The sequence below is a fragment of the Nonomuraea sp. NPDC050680 genome, from assembly GCF_040654555.1.
In the GTDB taxonomy this organism is placed as follows: Bacteria; Actinomycetota; Actinomycetes; order Streptosporangiales; family Streptosporangiaceae; genus Nonomuraea.
On the sequence record NZ_JBFAIF010000003.1, the window covers coordinates 577,874 to 597,028 of the forward strand.

Annotated in this window: 16 protein-coding genes; 10 read left to right on the top strand and 6 right to left on the bottom strand. The window is 69.6% G+C overall.

Going from position 1 to position 19,155, the window contains the following annotated elements:
• Positions 1–34: 34 nt before the first annotated feature.
• Positions 35–2,194, bottom strand: a complete 2,160-nt coding sequence (locus AB0H88_RS13935) for a protein kinase (RefSeq protein WP_357644122.1) — start codon at positions 2,192–2,194, stop codon at positions 35–37.
• Positions 2,195–2,280: 86 nt separating this feature from the next.
• Positions 2,281–2,919 carry a pyridoxamine 5'-phosphate oxidase family protein gene (locus AB0H88_RS13940; protein WP_357644124.1) on the bottom strand — a complete coding sequence of 213 codons (639 nt, stop codon included), beginning with the start codon at positions 2,917–2,919 and terminating at the stop codon, positions 2,281–2,283.
• Positions 2,920–2,990: 71 nt separating this feature from the next.
• On the opposite strand from AB0H88_RS13940, the gene AB0H88_RS13945 reads away from it, so the two are divergent.
• Complete coding sequence (locus AB0H88_RS13945) at positions 2,991–4,376, top strand: PLP-dependent aminotransferase family protein (protein ID WP_357644126.1); 1,386 nt, start codon at positions 2,991–2,993, stop codon at positions 4,374–4,376.
• A 66-nt stretch (positions 4,377–4,442) separates the two neighbouring features.
• On the opposite strand, the gene AB0H88_RS13950 is transcribed toward AB0H88_RS13945, so the two are convergent.
• Positions 4,443–5,564 carry a DegT/DnrJ/EryC1/StrS family aminotransferase gene (locus tag AB0H88_RS13950; protein ID WP_357644128.1) on the bottom strand — a complete coding sequence of 374 codons (1,122 nt, stop codon included), beginning with the start codon at positions 5,562–5,564 and terminating at the stop codon, positions 4,443–4,445.
• A complete protein-coding gene (locus tag AB0H88_RS13955; RefSeq protein WP_357644130.1) occupies positions 5,561–6,643 on the bottom strand; it encodes a GNAT family N-acetyltransferase in 1,083 nt (360 codons plus the stop codon). The genes AB0H88_RS13950 and AB0H88_RS13955 overlap by 4 nt, the downstream gene beginning before the upstream one ends.
• 153 nt (positions 6,644–6,796) lie before the next feature.
• On the opposite strand from AB0H88_RS13955, the gene AB0H88_RS13960 reads away from it, so the two are divergent.
• Both AB0H88_RS13960 and AB0H88_RS13965 read left to right on the top strand, forming a co-directional pair.
• Positions 6,797–7,837, top strand: coding sequence for a phosphotransferase family protein (locus AB0H88_RS13960; protein ID WP_357644132.1), 1,041 nt, complete (start codon positions 6,797–6,799; stop codon positions 7,835–7,837).
• A 269-nt stretch (positions 7,838–8,106) separates the two neighbouring features.
• Complete coding sequence (locus tag AB0H88_RS13965; RefSeq protein WP_357644134.1) at positions 8,107–9,492, top strand: xylan 1,4-beta-xylosidase; 1,386 nt, start codon at positions 8,107–8,109, stop codon at positions 9,490–9,492.
• Positions 9,493–9,871: 379 nt separating this feature from the next.
• Here the strand turns inward: AB0H88_RS13965 and AB0H88_RS13970 are convergent, their stop codons facing one another.
• Complete coding sequence (locus tag AB0H88_RS13970) at positions 9,872–10,096, bottom strand: hypothetical protein (protein WP_357644136.1); 225 nt, start codon at positions 10,094–10,096, stop codon at positions 9,872–9,874.
• Here AB0H88_RS13970 and AB0H88_RS13975 point away from each other — a divergent pair.
• The 7 genes from AB0H88_RS13975 to AB0H88_RS14005 all read left to right on the top strand — a co-directional run bounded on the left by AB0H88_RS13975 (position 10,089) and on the right by AB0H88_RS14005 (position 17,378).
• Positions 10,089–11,804: an ABC transporter ATP-binding protein gene (locus tag AB0H88_RS13975; RefSeq protein ID WP_357644138.1), complete on the top strand. Its 1,716-nt coding sequence runs from the start codon at positions 10,089–10,091 to the stop codon at positions 11,802–11,804. The two genes, AB0H88_RS13970 and AB0H88_RS13975, sit on opposite strands and share 8 nt — an antisense overlap.
• Before the next feature lie 204 nt (positions 11,805–12,008).
• Entirely contained in the window at positions 12,009–13,232 is a 1,224-nt protein-coding gene (locus AB0H88_RS13980) for a phosphotransferase (protein WP_357644140.1), read from the top strand.
• Positions 13,233–13,384: 152 nt separating this feature from the next.
• Entirely contained in the window at positions 13,385–14,722 is a 1,338-nt protein-coding gene (locus tag AB0H88_RS13985) for an ATP-binding protein (protein WP_357644142.1), read from the top strand.
• Between the two features lie 65 nt (positions 14,723–14,787).
• Positions 14,788–15,207 carry a roadblock/LC7 domain-containing protein gene (locus AB0H88_RS13990; protein ID WP_225292333.1) on the top strand — a complete coding sequence of 140 codons (420 nt, stop codon included), beginning with the start codon at positions 14,788–14,790 and terminating at the stop codon, positions 15,205–15,207.
• The gene (locus tag AB0H88_RS13995; RefSeq protein ID WP_357644144.1) at positions 15,204–15,563 is read left to right on the top strand and encodes a DUF742 domain-containing protein; all 360 of its coding nucleotides are present in this window, start codon (positions 15,204–15,206) and stop codon (positions 15,561–15,563) included. Before AB0H88_RS13990 ends, AB0H88_RS13995 begins: the two co-directional genes overlap by 4 nt.
• 31 nt (positions 15,564–15,594) lie before the next feature.
• Positions 15,595–16,152 carry an ATP/GTP-binding protein gene (locus AB0H88_RS14000; protein ID WP_225292335.1) on the top strand — a complete coding sequence of 186 codons (558 nt, stop codon included), beginning with the start codon at positions 15,595–15,597 and terminating at the stop codon, positions 16,150–16,152.
• Positions 16,149–17,378, top strand: a complete 1,230-nt coding sequence (locus AB0H88_RS14005; protein WP_357644147.1) for a cytochrome P450 — start codon at positions 16,149–16,151, stop codon at positions 17,376–17,378. Before AB0H88_RS14000 ends, AB0H88_RS14005 begins: the two co-directional genes overlap by 4 nt.
• Positions 17,379–17,438: 60 nt before the next feature.
• On the opposite strand, the gene AB0H88_RS14010 is transcribed toward AB0H88_RS14005, so the two are convergent.
• Entirely contained in the window at positions 17,439–19,022 is a 1,584-nt protein-coding gene (locus tag AB0H88_RS14010; protein ID WP_357644149.1) for an alpha/beta hydrolase, read from the bottom strand.
• Positions 19,023–19,155: the final 133 nt, after the last annotated feature.

Sequence of the window (19,155 nt, forward strand, 5' to 3'; positions counted from 1 at the left end):
CAGTTAATGTCCGGACACAGTATGAATCCGGAGGTCAATCGATGGCTCCCGAATCGTCGGACGAAGGGGTGTCGGGGGCCGGGGTCTTCGGTCCGTCCTTGGTGGGGTCGTCCTTCGGCGGGTCGACCTTGGGTGGGTCGTCGTCCGTGGGCGGGTCCTCCTGGCAGGCCGCGGTCGTGCCGCCCGAACTGTCGCCGCCGCTGTCCGCCGCGGGCCGGGTGGCGGCCGTCACGAGCCAGGAGGTGCCGCACGGCACCTTGTCGAAGGTGTAGCTCACGGTCCTGGTGTAGGAGGTGTCGCCGGACAGGGTCAGGGTCTCCGTGTGCGCGATCCGGCCGCCGAGGGAGAAGGCGACGCTGAGCCGTACGGGCTGACCGTTGCCGGTGGTCACGGCGACGACCGCGGTGGCCGGGCCGCGCGGGCTGAGCGAGGCCCGCACGATCGACACCTTCCGCACGCTCGCCGGGCAGGTCACCCTGGTCCGGGCGGTGGCCGTCCGGTCGCCGGCGCGGACCACGACGGAGACGGTCTTGCCGCACGGGCGCTCGTCCGCGGTGTAGCTGAGCGCGCGATCATAAGACCGGTCGCCGCTCAGCCGCAGGGTCTGGCCGCGGACGCCGACGCCCCCCACGGACCAGGCGGCGGTCGCCGTGACCGGTCCCGTGCCGGTGGTGCGGATGGACAGGGAGGCCCCGGCCACGTTGTCGTCGTTGAACGTCAGCCCGCCGAGCGTGAGCCCCGCGACCGAGGTCACCGGGGCCGGCGTCGGCGTCACCGTCACCGTCGGCGTGGTCACGGTGACGACGGGCGTCGGCGTGATGGTCTTGGGCGGCTTAGGCGTCTTGGTCGGCGTGGGCTTGCCGGGTTTGGTGGCTGTTGGCGTCGGTTTGACAGGCTTGGTGACCGTGGGTGTGGGTTTGACAGGCTTGGTGACAGTGACCTTGGGAGTGGGCGCGGGCTCGGTTGTCGGTGGCGTGGTGGCCGCCACGGGCTCGGCGGTGTGCGGCTTGGGGCTGGGCGACGGTACGGCCAGCGCGGTCGGCTCCTCGCGGGGCAGGCCGATCGGGGACTCCTCGGGCGGCTGGCTCAACGTGACCGGCGTGGCCGGCGGGGAGCCCTCCTCGGCCGGGCCCTGCGACTGCGAGGGCCTCGCCAGGGCCACTTCCACGGCCCGGTCGCGGCTCGACAGCACGACGATCACGGCGATGGTCGCGACCGCGACCACCCCCACGCCCATGGCCAGCCGGGCCGCGTTGTGCTTGGCCGTACGCAGCGTCGTACGGAAGACGGTCTGCGCCAGCGAGGTCGTGACCTCGGCGGGAGGCGTCTGGGGCACGGGCAGGAGCAGGGCGAGCAGGGCCACCAGCCCGGCCAGCCGCCGCCTGCCGCGCTCCTCCCAGTCCTCGCCGTACGCGGCCCGCGCCGCCGCCTCCAGTTCGATGACGAACGCGGCGGCGCTGACGGGCCGCACGGCCGGGTCCTTGGCCATTCCACGGGTGATCAGCTCGCGCACCGGCTCGGGCGCGTCGTGGACCGGGATCGGCGCGTGCATGTGCTGGTAGCCGAGCACGCTCGGCTCGGTCGACCGGTAGGGCCGGTGCCCGGTCAGGCACTCGAAGAACACCGCCGTCGCCGCGTACACGTCGGTGGCGGGCGAGGCGGGCATGTTCTCCCACAGCTCGGGCGCCATGTACGGGGGCGTGCCCTCGGCCCGCGAGGCGGTCCCCTGCTGGACCGCGATGCCGAAGTCGACCAGCTTGCTGGCCCCGTCGTCACGGACGATCACGTTCTCGGGCTTGTAGTCCTTGTGCACCAGTCCGTGCGAGTGGGCCCGGGCCAGGCCGAGCAGCGAGCCCTTGAGCACGGCCAGAGCCGCCTCCGGGCCCGTCGTCCCGTGCTCGCGCAGCAGCGCCCGCAGGGACACGCCGTTGACCAGCTCCATCACGATGGCCGCGCCGTAGCCGTCCTGGATGTACTCCCACAGCGTGGCGATGTGCTGGTCGCGCAGCGTGGTCAGCAGCCGCGCCTCCGACTGGAACCGGGCCAGGGCCACCGGGTCGCCGAGTAACCGCTGCGAGAGGTACTTGATCGCGACCTTGACGCCTGTCTCATCGTGCACCGCGAGCACGACTCGGCCGCTGCCGCCCGCCCCGAGCTGCTTGATCTCCGTATAACCAGGAGCGTTCCACTCCATCGCCATCCCCCATCAGGAGTTGGGCCCACCTGATGAGACGTGTGATCAAGGAGAGAAGTTTGCCAGGTGGTTCCTGATTTATGGAACTACCTCCGGCCGCCGATGTGAACAGGTACATCGATACCTTCTGGGAGTGCCGGATCCGGCTGGGGCTCTCCCCAGGACGTCACGAGCGGCAGAACCCCGGCCCAGACGGGCAGCTCATAGTCCTCCTCCTCGTCCAGGGGGCCGCCGCGCCGCATCTTCACCGACGCCTCTTCGAGCGACAGGGCCAGCACGGCCGTCGCGGCCAGCTCCTTGGGCGACGGCTGCCTGACGTAGTCCCACTGGCCGGGGGCGAGCTGCTCGGACACGGCGCGGAGCCCGGCCAGCCGCTCTTCCGGGTCCGTCAGCAGCCTGGCGCGGCCGTAGATGATCGCGGAGCGGTAGTTGACGGAGTGGTGGAAGATCGACCGGGCCAGCACGATGCCGTCGAGGTGGGTGACGGTGACGCACACATCCGTGCCCTCGCTCGCGCGTAGCGACCGAGCCCCGGTGGAGCCGTGCAGGTAGAGGGTCTCGCCCAGGCGCCCGTATCCGGTGGGCACCACCATGGGGTGGCCGTCGACCACCACACCCAGATGGCAGATGAGCCCGGCGTCGAGCACCTCGTACAGGTCGTTCCTGTCGCTGCTGCCACGCTCCTTCGAGCGGCCGAGCTTGGTGCGGGGTGTGGTGGAGAGCATGGGGCCACGGTAATGAGAAAGTGGACATAGCCTGTAGGGCCACTAATGACCGCTTCCCGGAGACCACTTTCTTGCGCACCCTCGTCGACCTGCCCGTATCCCTGTCCAGGGGGTCGGACGTCCCGCTCTCGGCACAGCTCACCGGCTGGCTGCGCCAGGCCATGCTCGCCGGGACGCTCCCGCCGGGGGAGCGCCTGCCGTCCTCGCGCGGGCTCGCGGAGCAGCTCGGCGTGAGCAGGACCGTGGTCACGGAGGCGTACCAGCAGCTGTACGCGGAGGGGTGGCTGGAGGGGCGGCACGGCTCCGGCACCTTCGTGGCCGCGCTGGAGACGTCACACCTGGCCGTCGAGCCGCCGGCCGCGCCCGAGCCGCCGCCGCCCCCACCGGCCGAGCGGACGATCGACCTGACCCCCGGCACTCCCTGGGTGCGCGACTACGACCACGCGGCCTGGAAGCGGGCCTGGCGCAGGGCCGCCGACCTGCCTCCTGGCGACCACCCGGACCCGTACGGCCTGCCGTACCTGCGCGAGCTGCTCGCCGACCACCTGCGGCGGGCCAGAGCCGTGACGGTCGGCCCCGAGAACGTCCTGGTCACCAGGGGCACCGGTAACGGCCTCGACCTGTGCGCGCTCGCGCTGCTGCGTGAGGGCGGCCGGGCAGGCGTCGAGGATCCCGGCTATCACGTGGCGCGCACGGTGTTCGGGGCCAGGGGGGCGAAGGTCGTGCCGTGCCCCGTCGACGAGGAGGGCGTGATCGTCGAGGCGCTCCCCGACGACCTCCGTGTCCTCTACACCACGCCCGCCCACCAGTACCCGCTCGGCGGGCGCCTGCCGATCCCGCGCAGGGAACGGCTGCTCGCCTGGGCCAGGAGCACCGGCGCGATCATCGTGGAGGACGACTACGACGCCGAGTTCCGCTACGACGTCGCGCCCCTGCCCGCCCTCTACGGCCTCGACCCGTCGCGCGTCGTCCTGCTCGGCACGCTGTCCAAGACGCTCACCCCCGACATCGGCGTCGGCTGGCTGGTGGGCCCGCCCGAGCTGCTCGACAGGATCGCCGCCATCCGCGTCTCGATGTCCGACCGCACCAGCGGCCCGGTCCAGCAGGCCGTCGCCACCCTCCTGGAGCGCGGCGACCTCGACCGCCACCTGCGCAGGATGCGCCTGGAGTACGCCCGCAGGCGCGGCGCGATCGTCGAGATCCTGGGCCCGGTGTGCCGCCTGCGCGGCGACACGGCCGGCCTGCACCTGCTGGCGGAGCTGCCGCTCGAAACGGTCCCCGGGCTGGTCGCCGCCGCGCGGGAGCAAGGGGTGCTGCTCGACTCCACCGCCCGCCACCACTACGGCCCCGAGCGCCTGCACGGCCTGGTGATCGGGTACGGCTCGGCCACGCTGGCCGAGGTCAGACGCGGCTGCCGGACAGTGGCCGAGCTGATCCGCGCAGCCACCGGCGCGTAGCTGGGCCACCGGCGCATAGCCGCAGCAGCCACCGGCGCGCAGCCCGGCCATCGGCGCGGAGCCGTCTCAGGCGGGTTCGAGCTCGCGCAGGATCGGCAGGGAGCGGGCGGCGTAGAGCGGGTCGACGGGCAGGGCGTGGCGGGCCCACCAGCGGGCCGGGGCCGGATCGGGGGAGGGGTCGGTGAAGGCGGGCGCGTAGTCGTCGTACGGCGGGTCATAGAGGTAGCCCGTCACCACCCCGCGCCGCTCCAGCGCGGCGATCGCCGCGTCCCGGTCGCGCACCAGCAGCGGCACCCGGAACAACGGCTGGCCGACATGATCCCGTACGCCCGCCGCCACCGAGGGCAGCTCCGCCAGTGAGCGCACCCCCGCCAACCGGCGGGCCCGCTCCCCGGGCACCTTGCCCAGCCGCCTCGACTGGTACCAGCGGGCGAGCGCCCCTCTCCGGGCGCGGTAGTCGTGCAGGTCGGCACGGACCCACGGATCGAACGGGGGCAGCGACGGCACCTGCTTCATGGCCGCCGCGAGCTCGTCGGGCCGCAGCGGGATGCGGTAGCCCTCGCGCGACTCCTCCATGCCCAGCATGCGGGAGAGCCGGAGGGCGGGCCGGACCAGGTCGAGCCGGAGGGCGGCCTGGCGGGCCATCGAGGTGGTCACGGCCAGCAGCTCGGCGCGGAAGGCGCCCGGCTCCAGCAGCGCGTCGCGGGCCCGTTCGAGCGCGCGCAGGTCCGCCAGGTGCTCCACCGCGAGGACCCCGCCCGAGCCGGCGCCCGGGTGCTTGGACAGGCTGAACACTCCGGCCTGGCCGAACGTGCCGAGGGGGCGGCCGGCGACGCTGGTCTCCATGGCGTGGGCGACATCCTCGATCAGGATTTTTCCCGTGAAGGCGGACACGGCGTCCGGCAGGCCGTACAGGTTGGTGGTCAGGACGGCGTCCACCTGGCCGAGGTTGACGCGGGTGGCGTCGATGTTGCCGTCACGGCGCGACAGCGGCGCGATCACCGGGCGCAGGCCCGCCGCCAGCACCAGGAAGAGGATCTCGTCGGCGGAGATCGGTGACATGAGCAGCCGCTGGCCCGGCGTACACCAGTGACGCAGCGCGAGGTAGAGGCCGAGGCGGTTCGAGGGGAGCAGCAGGCAGTGACGGCCGGTGCGCTCGGCGATCCCCTTGACTACCCCCTCTGTCACGACTGGAAGGCCGTGCGCAGTCGCCCGAACGTCTTCAGCGCCTGGTCGGCGGTCCTGTGCAGCAGCGGGTTGGCCAGCACGGTGGCCCGGGTCTTGCGCACGGGCACCCGCAGCAGCCAGTGGACGGCCGAGGCAGCACCGATCGTGGCGACCCGGCCCTCGGCCACCTGGAACTCGCCGTTCTTGAGCTTCTCTTTGTACTCCTTCTCGCCCCGGCCCATGTCGATCACCTGGATGCCGGAACCGGCGGCCTGCTCGGCCATCGCCAGGTGATGGATGAGGCCGGGGGAGTATTTGGCGTAGTGGGTGTCGTAGGCCGGGAACCAGCCCGCGAGCGTGGTGCGCGTGCGGAGCCCGAAATGCCCGGCCATCGGCAGGTCGTTCACGTAGATCATGTCGAGCACCCCGGCGAAGCCTTCGGTCTGCGTGGCCAGCAGCCGCTCGACCAGCTCGACGATCCACTGCTGCGCGAACCGGTCGGTACGCCCCGTGCGCCGGTATTGGTCGGTCTTCCAGCCGAGCAGCGTGTGCAGCGGCGCCGGGTCGGTGGTCGCGTAGTCGTGGCGGATCGGCCCGACATCGCGCTGGAGCTTGCGCGACTTGGCCAGGGTCGTCTTGTACGTCTTGCTGGAGTGCAGGCGCAGGAACTCGGTGTAGGGGCCGTGCCCCTCACGCAGGTCGATGATCGGCGACGGGTGGCGCTCGTGCCGCCCGGCGATCAGCGGCTGGCCCGCGACCAGGTGATCGAACTCGTAGACCGACAGCCCGCACTGTTTGATCAACCGGCGCGGGTCGATCTCCAGGTCCTTGGCGTGGACCAGGCCCTGCGCGTCGGTGAGCCCGGCGGCCACCGGCTTGCCGATGCCCATCGGATGGCGCTCGAACGGGAAGAACCCCACAATGTCGGGCCCGTCGTAGAGCACGGCGACGCGCACCATGTCTCGCAGCTCACCAACCGTGATCGTGAACTCGGGAGACAGGAACGGGTTGTCGAAGGCCGCGTGTCCCTCCTGGAGAGCCCGCCATCGGCTCAGCTCAGGTGGCCCCAGCTCGCGAGGGTGAGCAAGTGTGACGCGCATGGGCTCCTACGTTCGGCATACCTTCAGTTAGTTTGGAGGTAGCTGTATATACACAGGGTAAATGCTCTCGCATGATGGTCGTCTCCGCAGCTCCGGAACGTTACACAACTCTCAGCTAGCGTTCAGGACAGAGTGACGTTCTAATGTGTGTGCATGACCGTACCTGGGATTGACCGGCCCCGGCTGTTCGGCTGGATGGGCGCGAACGTGCCCGACGCGGGCGAGCCCCTGTCCGTCTCCCTGATCTCCGGCGGCAGGTCGAACCTCACGTACCTCATCGAGACCCGCGAACGCCGGGTGGTGCTGCGCCGGCCGCCCCTCGGTCACGTGCTGCCCACCGCGCACGACATGCGGCGCGAGTGGCGGGTCATCTCCGCGCTCGCCGGGACGCCGGTCCCGGTGCCGGAGCCGGTCGCGTTCTGCGCCGACGAGGAGGTCGTCGGAGCGCCGTTCTACCTGATGGGGTACGTGGACGGCCTGGCCGCCAGGACCCGCGAGCAGCTCGGCGAGCCCTCGGCCGCCGAGACGCGGCGGCTGGCGGAGCGGCTCGCCGAGGTGCTGGCCGCCATCCACGCGGTCGACTACCAGGAGGTCGGGCTCGGCGACTTCGGCCGCCCGGACGGCTACCTGGCCAGGCAGCTCGACCGGTGGTGCCAGCAGTGGGACCGCTCGAAGACGGCCGACCTGCCGGAGTACGACCGCCTGGTCACGCGGCTGCGCGCGGGAATGCCGGCCCGCTCGGCCAGCACGCTCGTGCACGGTGACTATCGCCTCGACAACACGCTCGTACGGCTGGCGCCCGGTCCGCCCGAGATCCTGGCCGTGGTCGACTGGGAGATGTCCACCCTCGGCGACCCGCTGGCCGATCTGGGGCTCACGCTCACCTACTGGCAGGACTCCGGTGACGAGGAGCGGGCGGGGATCCCGGTGGCCGGAGACGTGACGATCGCCCCCGGGTTCCTCAACGCCGCCGAGTTCGCCGCCCACTACACGAAGGTCTCCGGCCGCGACATCTCGGATCTTCCGTTCTACGTGGCGTTCGGGAACTTCAAGCTCGCGGTCATAGTGGAAGGCATCCACGCCCGTTTCCGCCAGGGTAAGACCGTGGGTGAGGGCTTCGAGAACATCGGCTCCGCCGTACCCACGCTCATCGCCCGCGCGCACCGCGTGCTCGACCAGCCCGTGAACCCCTGAGCGTGAACGCCCGACCGTGAACCGCCCGAGCATGAGCTCCTGAGGAGCGCACGGCAGGGGCAGGCGCCGACGAACCGGGCATGCTCCTCATCGTGCAGCCGGGGAGGCAGCCAGTGCCGTACCGTTATGCGGGAGTCCCCGGACGGCTGGAGGGCAGCGCCCGCCAGCCCCTTGATCGATGGCAAGTCCCTTGCAAGTACTGATATATACCGTGAGAAGGGCTGGGAGAGGCGTCCCGGCCCTTGTCCACGCGCGAGGGTGGAGGCACCGTGATTCCCACCGATGGCAAACACGCACGCAGACGACCGCCATGGCCGATCGCGCTGGGCGTGGGCATCCTCGCGATCGCGCTCGTCGCGGCGATCATGGTGTACGCGGGCACGCGGAGCGGCCCCCGCGACGAGTACAAGGGCGGCGAGGTCGCCCAGAACCAGCCGAGTGAGCCGCCCCCCACGCTGGAGCCGCCGCCGTCCCTGGAGGACTGGCCGCGCTGGGGCGTCACCCACACCCAGTACAGCGCCGACAACGTGCCCCGCGAGATCACCGAGCAGGCCAAGAACATCCTCGGCCGCGTCCCCCTGCTGCAGAACCAGCACATCATGGGCTGGGGCGTGGGCAACCCGGAGCCGAGCCCGGACCAGTACAACTTACGGGACCTCAACCGGCGGCTGAAGCTCATGGCCTCCTCACGAGCCGTCCCGGTCATCACGCTGTGCTGCGCGCCCGACTGGATGAAGGGCGGCCAGCCCGGCCGTACGGACTGGTCCAAGAACCACACGGTCGCCCCCAAGCGGGAGCATTACGACGACTACGCCAATCTCGCCGTGCGGATCGCCAAGCAGTATCCGACGGTGAAGTACTTCATGGTGTGGAACGAGTTCAAGGGCTTCTGGAACCCCTCCACGAACCGCTGGGACGCCGAGGGCTATACCGAGCTCTACAACAAGGTCTACGCGGCGCTGAAGAAGGTGAACGGCGACATCCAGGTCGGCGGACCGTACATCCCGGTCGAGACCAACTCCGGCACCGCCCCCTCGGAGCTCAGCGGCCCCTGGGGCACGGTCGACCAGCGCGCGCTCGACGCGGTCGAATACTGGATCGAGCACAAGAAGGGCGCCGACTTCATCGTGGTCGACGGCGCCTCGATGACCAACGACAAGGCCAACATCCCGAACGACTTCGCGGCCCAGGCCAAGTTCAGTGCGGTCACCACCTGGCTCAGGCAGAAGAGCAACGACATGCCGGTGTGGTGGGCCGAGTGGTACGTCGAGCCCACCAACTCCGGCTGGAGCGAGGACAAGCGCACCGCCGTACAGGCCACGACGCTGATGGAGTTCGCCAGGAGTGGCGTGACGTCGGCGCTCTACTGGAACCCCGAGCAGAAGGACGGGACGGCGTGCCCCGGCTGCCTCTGGTCGTCCGCCACGGGCCAGGAGATGCCGATGGCGGGGCTGCTGAGCGGGTTCGCGAAGTGGTTCCCCGCCGGGGTGAAACTGGAGTCGGTCGCCACCTCCGACCAGCGGATCAAGACGCTGGGCCAGGAGCGGCAGATGGTCATGGTCAACACGGCCGACACGAGCGTCACCGCCACCGTGGACGGCAAGCGGGTGACCTTGAAACCGTACGAGATCCAGTGGGCGGGACGCGGCGCCTGACGCCCGTCAAGGGCTCTGTTCGTCTGCTCGGTCGGCCGGGCTGAGCCCTTCTCTCACCATTCTTCGGAACAACCATTGCCGTCCCCCGGAATTCCATTGCCTACGGCGACTTGCGGGGGACGGAGAAACGTCAAACCGCTTTTCCACTTCTGTGGTGATCGATGCGGCGGCTTGGGTTTGCCCAGGTCCCAGCGGGGTTCCAGTATGGGGCGCGATGTATGCGCTTTACCGCTGATTTACATATCACACATGCGCAGATCTTTTCCATGAGCACCGGTCAAATCAGATCAAAGAACGCCCCCAAGCCCTGATTTTTCACCATTTGGGTGCTAGCGTCCTATTTTGAAAGCCGAAATAGTGCTACTGGCACAGGGGGGAATCATGACTCTCGGTAAGCTCTTCCCGGCTCACGGTAGTGACTGGTGGGGATGGGGTCGTCGCGGCGGTGGTTGCGGTCGGCGTCGCTGGGGTGGATGCGGCGGTGGCTGCGGCGGCGGTGGATGGCGCAGGCGGTGGTGGTGGTAGCAGAGGTGCCACCTGAGAGCCGTCGGGTCTCCCAACGGCTCTCACTCTCCGCCCAGCCCCTGGCGCCGACGGTGTCCATCCGGAACACCTTCCGGGCATTCTGGCCGGACACCCGCGGCGTCAGGGCGCTGTTCGCGGCCGGGATCGTGTTCGCGATCCTGGCCGCTCTGTGTGAGGTCGCCGCGATCGCCCTGTTCGGTTACATCACCGACAAGGTCCTCAGCGAACGGGACCTGGGCGCCTTCTGGGCCCCCGCGGCCGCCTGGCTCGGCCTGGCGATTCTGGCCGGTCTCGTCTCCTTCGCCGGCGCGTACGTCACCGCCGCGGGCGCGGAACGCTTCCTCCTCAAGCTCCGCGACCGCGTCTTCGGCCACGTCCAGACCCTCACACCCGACTTCTTCGAGAACCGCCGCACGGGCGACCTGATGGCCAGGCTCACTGACGACATCGAGGCCATCGAGGAAATGGTCGGCTCCGGCCTGGTCAAGGTATTCACCACAGTGGCCAGCGTGATCTTCTTCGCCGGCGCGGCGTTCGTCATCAGATGGGACCTGGCGCTGGTCACGTTCGCGCTGATCCCGGCGTTCCTGGTGGTCTCCAAGGTCTTCGCGTCCCGGTTCAGGAACGCGGCCGCCCGCGAGCGGACCAGCAACGGCACCATGAACAGCGTCATCGAGGAGAGCCTGTCCAACCAGTCGCTCGTCCAGGCCTACAACCAGCAGGAGACCGAGGCCAGGCACCTGCACCGCGAAGGCCGCACCTGGCTGCGCGCGAATCTGTCCCAGGCGTGGCTCTCCGGCCTCTACGGCCCCGCCGTACAGGTGCTGGAGACCATCTGCCTGATCGTCATCCTGGGCTTCGGCGCCTGGGAGATCACCCAAGGCCGCCTCACGCTCGGTGGCCTGCTCGCCTTCGCCGCCTACCTCGCCTATCTGTACCCCGCCGTCCAGGGTCTGGGCCAGCTCGCCCTGACCGTCTCGGAGGCCGCCGCCGGCTCGGACCGCGTCATGGAGGTCCTCTCCGTACGCCCGTCCGTCGTCGACCGCCCCACCGCCGTACCGGTGCTGGGGCGCAGCAAGGGACGGATCGAGTTCTCGCGGGTCGGCTTCACGTACCCCAAGCGGATCAGGGCGACACTGCGCGAGCTGTCGTTCGTGATCGAACCGGGGGAACTCGTCGTCTGCACCGGCGCCAGCGGTGCGGGCAAATCCACGCTCGCCAAGCTGCTCCTGCGTTTCTACGACCCGAACACCGGCCGCATCCTCCTGGACGGGGTGGACCTGCGCGACCTGACCCGATCGTCACTGCGCGACACCATCACGCTCCTGCACCAGGAGAACCTCCTGTTCTCCGGCACGGTGCGCGACAACATCGCCTACGGCTCTCCGGGTGCCGACGACGCCGCCGTGGTGCTGGCGGCCGAGCTGGCCGACGTACACGACTTCATCCAGACATTGCCTCAGAAGTACGACACGCCCATCGGTCAGCGGGGCCGCCTCATGTCCGGCGGCCAGCGCCAGCGCCTCGCCATCGCCCGCGCGATCCTGCGTGACACGCCGGTGCTGGTGCTGGACGAGCCGATGACCGGACTGGACGTGGTCACGGCCGAGCGGGTGATGGAGCCGTTGCGCCGGTTGATGGAGGGGCGGACGACGCTGCTCATCACCCATGATCTGCGGCATGTGCCGGAGGGGGTGCGGCGGATCGACCTGGAACCGGTACGACGTTCGGACCGGATCCGGCTCCGGCCGAAACGAAGCGACCTCGGAGTGCACGGGGTGTCCTGACACAACTCACCGGCCTGGGCGGGAAACCGCCCAGGCCCTGTCATGTGAACGCCACCCTCGCCCCGGCCGCTGTGCCATGATCAACAACGCCGCCGATGTCGAAGGGGCCTCGTTCGGTAGCCGAGGGCGTACTAATCCGGCATACTTCACACCGAGCAAGATCCATTGTCAGATCCGGCGCCCCACGCTCAAGGAGATCGATCATTGGATACCGGCAGCCCCGGGATGGTGGTGGCGAAGGGACTCGTGCGCTACACCGGCCACGCCCTCCGCGAAGAGCTCACCCGCCGGCGCGCCACCCACCTCGCCCACGTCCCCGTACGGACCAGGGAAGTCACCAGCGAATGGCTGACCGCCGCCCTCTGCGCCGGCCACCCCGGGGTGGCGGTGGCGTCGTACGACATACAGGACGTGAGCAGCGGTACGTCGAGCCGCTGGCGGGCCACGGTCACCTACAACGAAGCCGGCACCGGCCTGCCCACCGAGCTGTTCGCCAAGACGAGCCGGAGCTGGACCCAGCGCCTCCTGCTGGGCATGGCCGACGTCCTCACGGGTGAGCCCGGTTTCTACCCGCACATCCGTCCACACCTGGACATCGAGGCTCCCCACGGCTATCACGGAGCGGTCAATCCGGCGTCGGGGCGGTCCATCGCGTTGATGGAGGACGTCACCGCCACCAAAGCGGCGACCTTCTGCACGCCCCAGACGCCGATCTCCCGCGCGGAGATGGAGGACCTGCTCACCGGCATGGCCACCTGGCACGGCCGCTACTGGGACGACGCCGAGCTGGACCGGCACGCGTTCCTGCGGAAGACGCCGGAGACGTTCGTCGGCAACCTGGCCAAGTTCGCCGGGCTGAAGAAGCGGAGCCTCGTCGGCGTCCAGCGGGCCAGGGCCGTCGTGCCCGACGCCATCGTGCCGCTTCATGAGGACCTCTACCAGGCGCTCTTCCGCGCGCTGGAGCTGGCGGGGCGGGGCCCGTTGACCCTCCTGCACGGGGACTCGCACATCGGCAACGTCTACAAGACCCGCGATGGCCGGTTGGGGTTCGGCGACTGGCAGGTCGTCATGCGCGGCAACTGGGCCTACGACGTGTCGTACACCATCGCGACCGGCCTGTCCGTACAGGACCGGCGTGACTGGGAGCGCGACCTGCTGGTCTTCTACCTGGAGCGGCTCGCGGCGGCCGGGGGCGCGGTGCCGGACTTCGAGAGCGCGTGGCTCGCCTACCGGCAGCAGATGCTGTGGGCCTACTTCGGCTGGCTGCTGTCCATCGGGCGCAGCGCGATCCAGCCGAAGTTTCAGCCTGATTCGATCAGTCTTGGCATGCTCGAACGCGCCTCGAACGCCATCCTTGACCTGGACACACTCGGCGCCGTCAAGAGCGCGGGCGCGAGAACAACGGGCAACAATGGCCGCAACTGGTGACCAAGTGCCCACGTAAAGCGAAGATTCCACTACAATCCGATCAAGACTTCCAGGCCGTATGTTTCTGACCTCCGACGAGGAACCGCTTGATGTCAGCAACTCATATACCTGTTCACCGTCGGGCCCTGCTCGTACCGCTTGGCGTCGCCGTAGTGGCCGGCGTCGCGTGCGTATGGGCCGTGGCCGAGGCGCCGGTCGAGGGGCGGACGCTCGTGGCCTGGTGCCTGGGCATAGCCGCCCTGCTGCTGTGCGCGGCGATCACCTATGGCCTGTACGGCAGGCAGCAGGCGAGCCTGCTGCGCGACCGGCTCGCCATGAGAGAGGCGGACCTCGCCCAACTGGCCGACCACACGCTGCCCGCGCTGGTGAAGAGGTTGCGTGAGGGGGCCTCGGTCGACACCGCGCTCGCCGAGGTGCCCAGGCCCGCCGACCTGGCTCAGCAACGCATCCTGTGGACACTGGCGCAGGAGGTCGGCAGAGGTGACCGGATGCGCGCCGCCGCGATGTCGGCCTGCGCCAACGCCGCCGGCCGGGTCCAAGCACTGGCGACCAGCATGCTGGCCGACCTCCGGGAGATGGAGGACCGGCATGACGAGAAGGTCCTCGGGGACCTGCTGAGGCTGGACCACAGCACCGCCCAGGCGGGCCGGCTGGCGGACAGCATCGCCGTGCTGACCGGTGCGCGTTCCGGGCGGCGCTGGACCAAGCCGATCGTGATGGAGAGCATCATGCGCGGCGCGGTGGGCCGGATCAGCGCCTACCAGCGGGTCCGGGTGCACTCGGCCAGCACCGTCGCGATCGCCGGGCATGCCGCCGAGGGCGTCATGCACGCCCTCGCGGAGCTGATGGACAACGCCACCAGCTTCTCGCCTCCGTCCGAGGAGGTGCACGTGTACGTCGAAGAGGTGAGCACGGGCATCGTGATCACCATCGAGGACTGCGGTCTGGTCATGAGCGCCGTGGCGCTGACCCGCGCGCGGCAGGCCGTCTCGTCCGAGCCCCTGGACCTGACGACGCTGTCCGGTACGCGCCTGGGCCTGGCGGTCGTGGGCTGCCTGGCTCGCAAGCACGGTCTGACCGTCTCCTTCAGGCCCTCCTCACGCGGGGGCACCGGAGTGGTGGTCATGATCCCGCAGAAACTGGTCACCCAGCCCGCGCCGGCTCCCCAGGTGGAGGCCCCGCGTCCGCCGAGCGTTCCGGCCGCGCGCCGGGCCCCGTCGGCTCCTGTCACCGCGCAGGCCGACCCCGTCGCGGATGGCGAGCTGCCCAGGCGCCGGCGCGGCCAGACGCTCGCGGCGGCGACGTCCGCGGCCCCCGTGCCCGAGCAGGCGCCGGCGCGGCCCAGGCCGTCTGTCTCCGAGGCCGGAGCGAGATTCAGCGCCTTCCGCCAGGCCAGCCGCGGGGCCGGCGCCGGCGCGGCAGGTAAGGGAGTGGAGCACCCGCAAGCAGAGGGCCCAGCGGCAGAAGGCCCGAAAGACGACACCCGGTGACCAACTTACAGATTGGAGGGAGGGCTGCTCGTCCGGCGACGCCGGATGACCGTCCCAGAATCTCGATGAGAACCTCAGACCGCGACCTCGCCTGGCTGCTGGAGAACCTCCTGGAGAGGACACCGCAGACCCGGCACGTCTTGGTGCTGTCGAAGGACGGCCTCAAGCTCTCCCACACCCACGGGCTGTCGGTGGACCGGGCCGACCAACTGGCCGCCATCGCCTCGGGCATCCAGAGCCTGGCCCACGGGGCGTCGATGGAGTTCGGCGACGGTTCCGGCGGGCTGCGTCAGTCGATGACGGAGTTCCACGGCGGGCTGCTGTTCATCGTGGAAGCGGGAGAAGGCGCCCATCTCGCCGTCGTGGCGAGCGACGACGCCGACCCCGGCATCATCGGTCACAACATGAACGAACTGGTCGAGCAGATCGGGGAGTACTTGACCGCTCCGCCGCGCGAACCTCAGCAGAGCAGCCGATCGCTATGATCTCGCGGCGAGTGGCCAGCGAGAACCCGGACCGGCTGTACACGGTCACCGGGGGGCGCAGTCGCGCGGACGAGAGTGCCATGGACGTGGTCACGCTGATCGTGAGCGAATGCGACCCCACCCCCGGCATGCAGTCCGAGCACGTCAGGATCCTCCAGATGTGCCGTCAGCCGATGGCGGTCGTGGAGATCTCCTCGGAGCTGAGACTGCCCGTCAGCGTCGTACGGATCCTGCTGTGCGACCTGCTGGACACCGGACGCATCACCGCCCGCCATCCGCCCAAGGCTCCGGCCAGGGCGCAACTGCCCGATCCCGAAATCCTGGAGCAGGTGCTTGTTGGACTTCAGAACCTCTGACCCACCGGCCCGTACACCGCTACGGAGCACGATGACCACCGGTCTCAAGATCGTGGTCGTCGGCGGGTTCGGCGTGGGCAAGACGACCATGGTCCGCTCGGTCAGCGAGATCCGGCCGCTGAGCACCGAAGAGACGATGACCCAGGCAGGCATGGGGATCGACGACGCGAGCGGCGTACAGACCAAGACCACGACCACGGTGGCCTTCGACTTCGGCCGCATCAGCCTGAACGAGCAGATGGTGCTCTACCTGTTCGGGGCGCCCGGCCAGGACCGGTTCTGGTTCCTGTGGGACCGGCTGTTCTCCGGGACGCTGGGAGCGGTCGTCCTGGTGGACGCCCGCCGCCTGGCCGACTCGTGGTACGCCATCGACCGGCTCGAACACCACGGAATGCCGTTCATCGTCGCGCGCAACAACTTCGACGAGCCGAAGCATCCCCTGGAGCGGATCCGGGAGGCGCTGGACCTGTCCGAAGAGGTTCCGCTGATCGACTGTGACGCCCGTCAACGTGACTCGAGCAAGGCCGTGCTGATCGCCCTCGTCAACCACCTCCACGCGATGTCCTCCGCCCGGGGGGTTACCCGATGACCGACGTCCACTACACACCCGAGCCTGTCCGGATGTACGGGCCCCAGTTCCAGCGGGATCCGGAGCAGCTGTACCGGGAGATGCGCAAGTTGCACGGGCCGGTCGTCCCGGTCCTGCTCGAAGGCGATATACCCGCCTGGCTGGTGGTCGGCTACCGCGAGCTGCGCTATGTCCTGAGCAATCCGCAGCTCTTCGCCCGCGACTCCCGCCGGTGGAACGCCTGGGATCGCATCCCGCCGGACTGGCCGCTGATGGCGTTCGTCGGCTACCAGCCGTCCATTCTGTTCACCGAAGGCGCCGAGCATCAGCGGCGGGCCGGTGCCCTCAGCGACGCCCTCGCCGCCGTCGACCAGTTCGAGCTGAGATCCCGGACCGAGAGGGCCGCCGACGGCCTGATCGACGCGTTCACCGGCCACGGCCGGGCCGACCTGATCGCGCAGTACTCCCAGCCGATGCCGCTGCTGTCCATCTCCACGCTGTTCGGCCTGCCCGACGCCGAGACGCCACGCCTGGTGGCGGACGTGACCGAGTTGCTGAACACCGGCCCGGGCGTCGTGGAGGCGCATCAGCGAGTCCAGGCCACAATGAAGCGGCTGCTCGACATCAAGCGCGAGCGCCCCGGCCCGGACCTGCCCTCACGCCTGCTGGCTCATCCCGCGGGGCTCACTGACGAAGAGCTCGTCCAGGACCTGGTCGTGCTGATGAGCGGGGGCCAGGAACCGACCGCCAACTGGATCGGCAACACCCTGCGGCTGATGCTGACCGACGAACGGTTCGCCGTGACCCTGTCGGGCGGCCGCCGCAGTGCCGGCCAGGCGCTGAACGAGGTCATGTGGGAGGAGTCGCCCGCCCAGAACAGCCTGGGCCGTTGGGCGGTTCATGACACCCAGCTGGGCGGGCAGCGCATCCGGGCCGGCGACGCGCTCGTCGTCGGCCTCGCCGCCGCGAACGCCGACCCGCAGGTACGGCCGGATTCCTACGGCGGCTCCGCCGGGAACCACGCGCACATGTCCTTCGGCCACGGCGAGCACGGCTGCCCGCACCCGGCGCCGGAGCTCGCCGAGGTCATCGCCTACACGGCTGTCGAGGTGCTTCTGGACCGGCTCCCGGACATGGCGCTGTCGGTGCCCGCCGACCAGCTCGTCTGGCGGCCGTCCTTCCGGCTGCGCGCCCTGACCACCCTGCCGGTCGAGTTCTCGCCCGGCTACCTCAGAGGAACCGGCTAGGACTGCCGAAGTGGTGTGTCCCCTGACACGTCAGAGGACACACCACCGCTCAGCTCGCCGTCAGTGGACCGGGCGGCCCGTGATGGACAGCGGGGAGTCCTGCGGGGACAGCGCCGTCACGGGCGGTTCCGTCGGGAACTGCGTGGCGCAGTGCGTGCCCGCCGCGGGCATGGTGCGGTTGATCAGGTACTTCTCGATGTAGTCGCGCGCACAGGTGCTGTTGCGGAACTGGCCGTGGCCGACGCCGTCGTACTCCAGGACGACCGAGCGCGGGATCTGCCGTGCGGCGGCGTAGTTCCAGGCCGCCGGGGTGGCCACGTCATCCTTCGCCTTGACGACCAGGATCGGCGGGGTGCCGCTGATCTTGAGGCGGTGCTGCGGGTTGGACGTCTTGCCCTGCCAGTTGAGGCAGGTCAGGACGTCGGTCCAGAACGGGGAGAGCTCGGTGTGCGGGGCGATGGCCTTGAGGCGGCGCTTGTAGGCGTCGAGTTCGGCGAAGCCGCTGACGTTCCACTGCCAGTCGGAGCACCAGATGGCCGGGTAGGCGTAGTTGACGCCCTCGGCGGCCGGCGTCGAAGCCTCGGCCGAGGCCCTGGCCGTCGTCTTCGCCTCCGCCGACTCCGACGCCACCGGCTTGTCCGCGGCCTGCTGGGCCGCCTGGCCGGCCGCCAGTGCCTTCAGCCGCTCGGCCAGCGGGAAGAAGCCCGTCCACGGCCGGTACATCGGCTCGAACGCCTCGATCCGGAGCTCCTCGTCCGAGATCACGGCGCCGGTCTCCGGGTCCTTCAGGGTGCCGGCCCTGGCCTTGGCCAGCAGGCCGTCCAGGACCGCCGTGGCGTCCTGGCCGTGCAGCGCGCAGGCCGCCGTCTCGCCGCACCACTTCGCGAACGCCAGGTAGGAGCCTTCGAGGTCCTCGGTGGCGGTCTTCATGTACTGGTAGGCCGAGGTGATGCTGTGGTCCATGTTGGAGTCGATGGCCATCGCGCGCAGGTTCTTCGGGAACATCTCGGCGTACTGCTGGCCGACCTGCGTGCCGTAGGAGATCGCGAAGAAGCTGATTTGGCGCTCGCCGAGCGCCGCGCGGATCGAGTCCACGTCGCGCACCACGTTGGTGGTGCCGACATGGTCGAACAGCGGGCCCGTGCGCTCGCGGCAGTCCTTCGACAGTTTGGCGTTGAAGGTCAGCCAGTTCTGATACTCCGCCTCATTGGCCGGATAGGTGAACGGGGTCTCGTTGACCACGTCCTCACCGCACAGGATGGGCGTGCTGCGGCCGACGCCGCGGGGGTCCACGCTGACGATGTCGAAGTACTGGCGCAGCGGGCTGTCGTCGGGGATGCCGCGGCCCATGATGTAGGCGTTGAGGCCGGACCCACCGGGACCACCCGGGTGCACGAACAACACGCCCTGCCGCTTGGCCGGGTCGAGAGCCTTCAACCGGCCGATGGCCAGGTCGATCGTCGCGCCATGGGGCTTGGCGTAGTCCATCGGCACCTTGATGGTCGCGCACTCGCCCTTGTATGTGGTGCCACATTCCGCCCAGTCGATCGCGGTCGATGTGGCTGACTGGGCTGATGCCACTCCGGCGAGCTGGGTCACCAGTGCGGCACCAGCCAGTGCCGCCGTGAACAGTCTTAACCTCACTATCGCTCCTTCCTGATGTGTCAAGCGGACACATCGGCGGCATTTACCTGGCAAGCCAGGTAAATGCCGCCGATGTACCCCTTGATCATCCTGATGGACGACAGTGCGGTTTGCGGGACTTTACGGAGTTTGT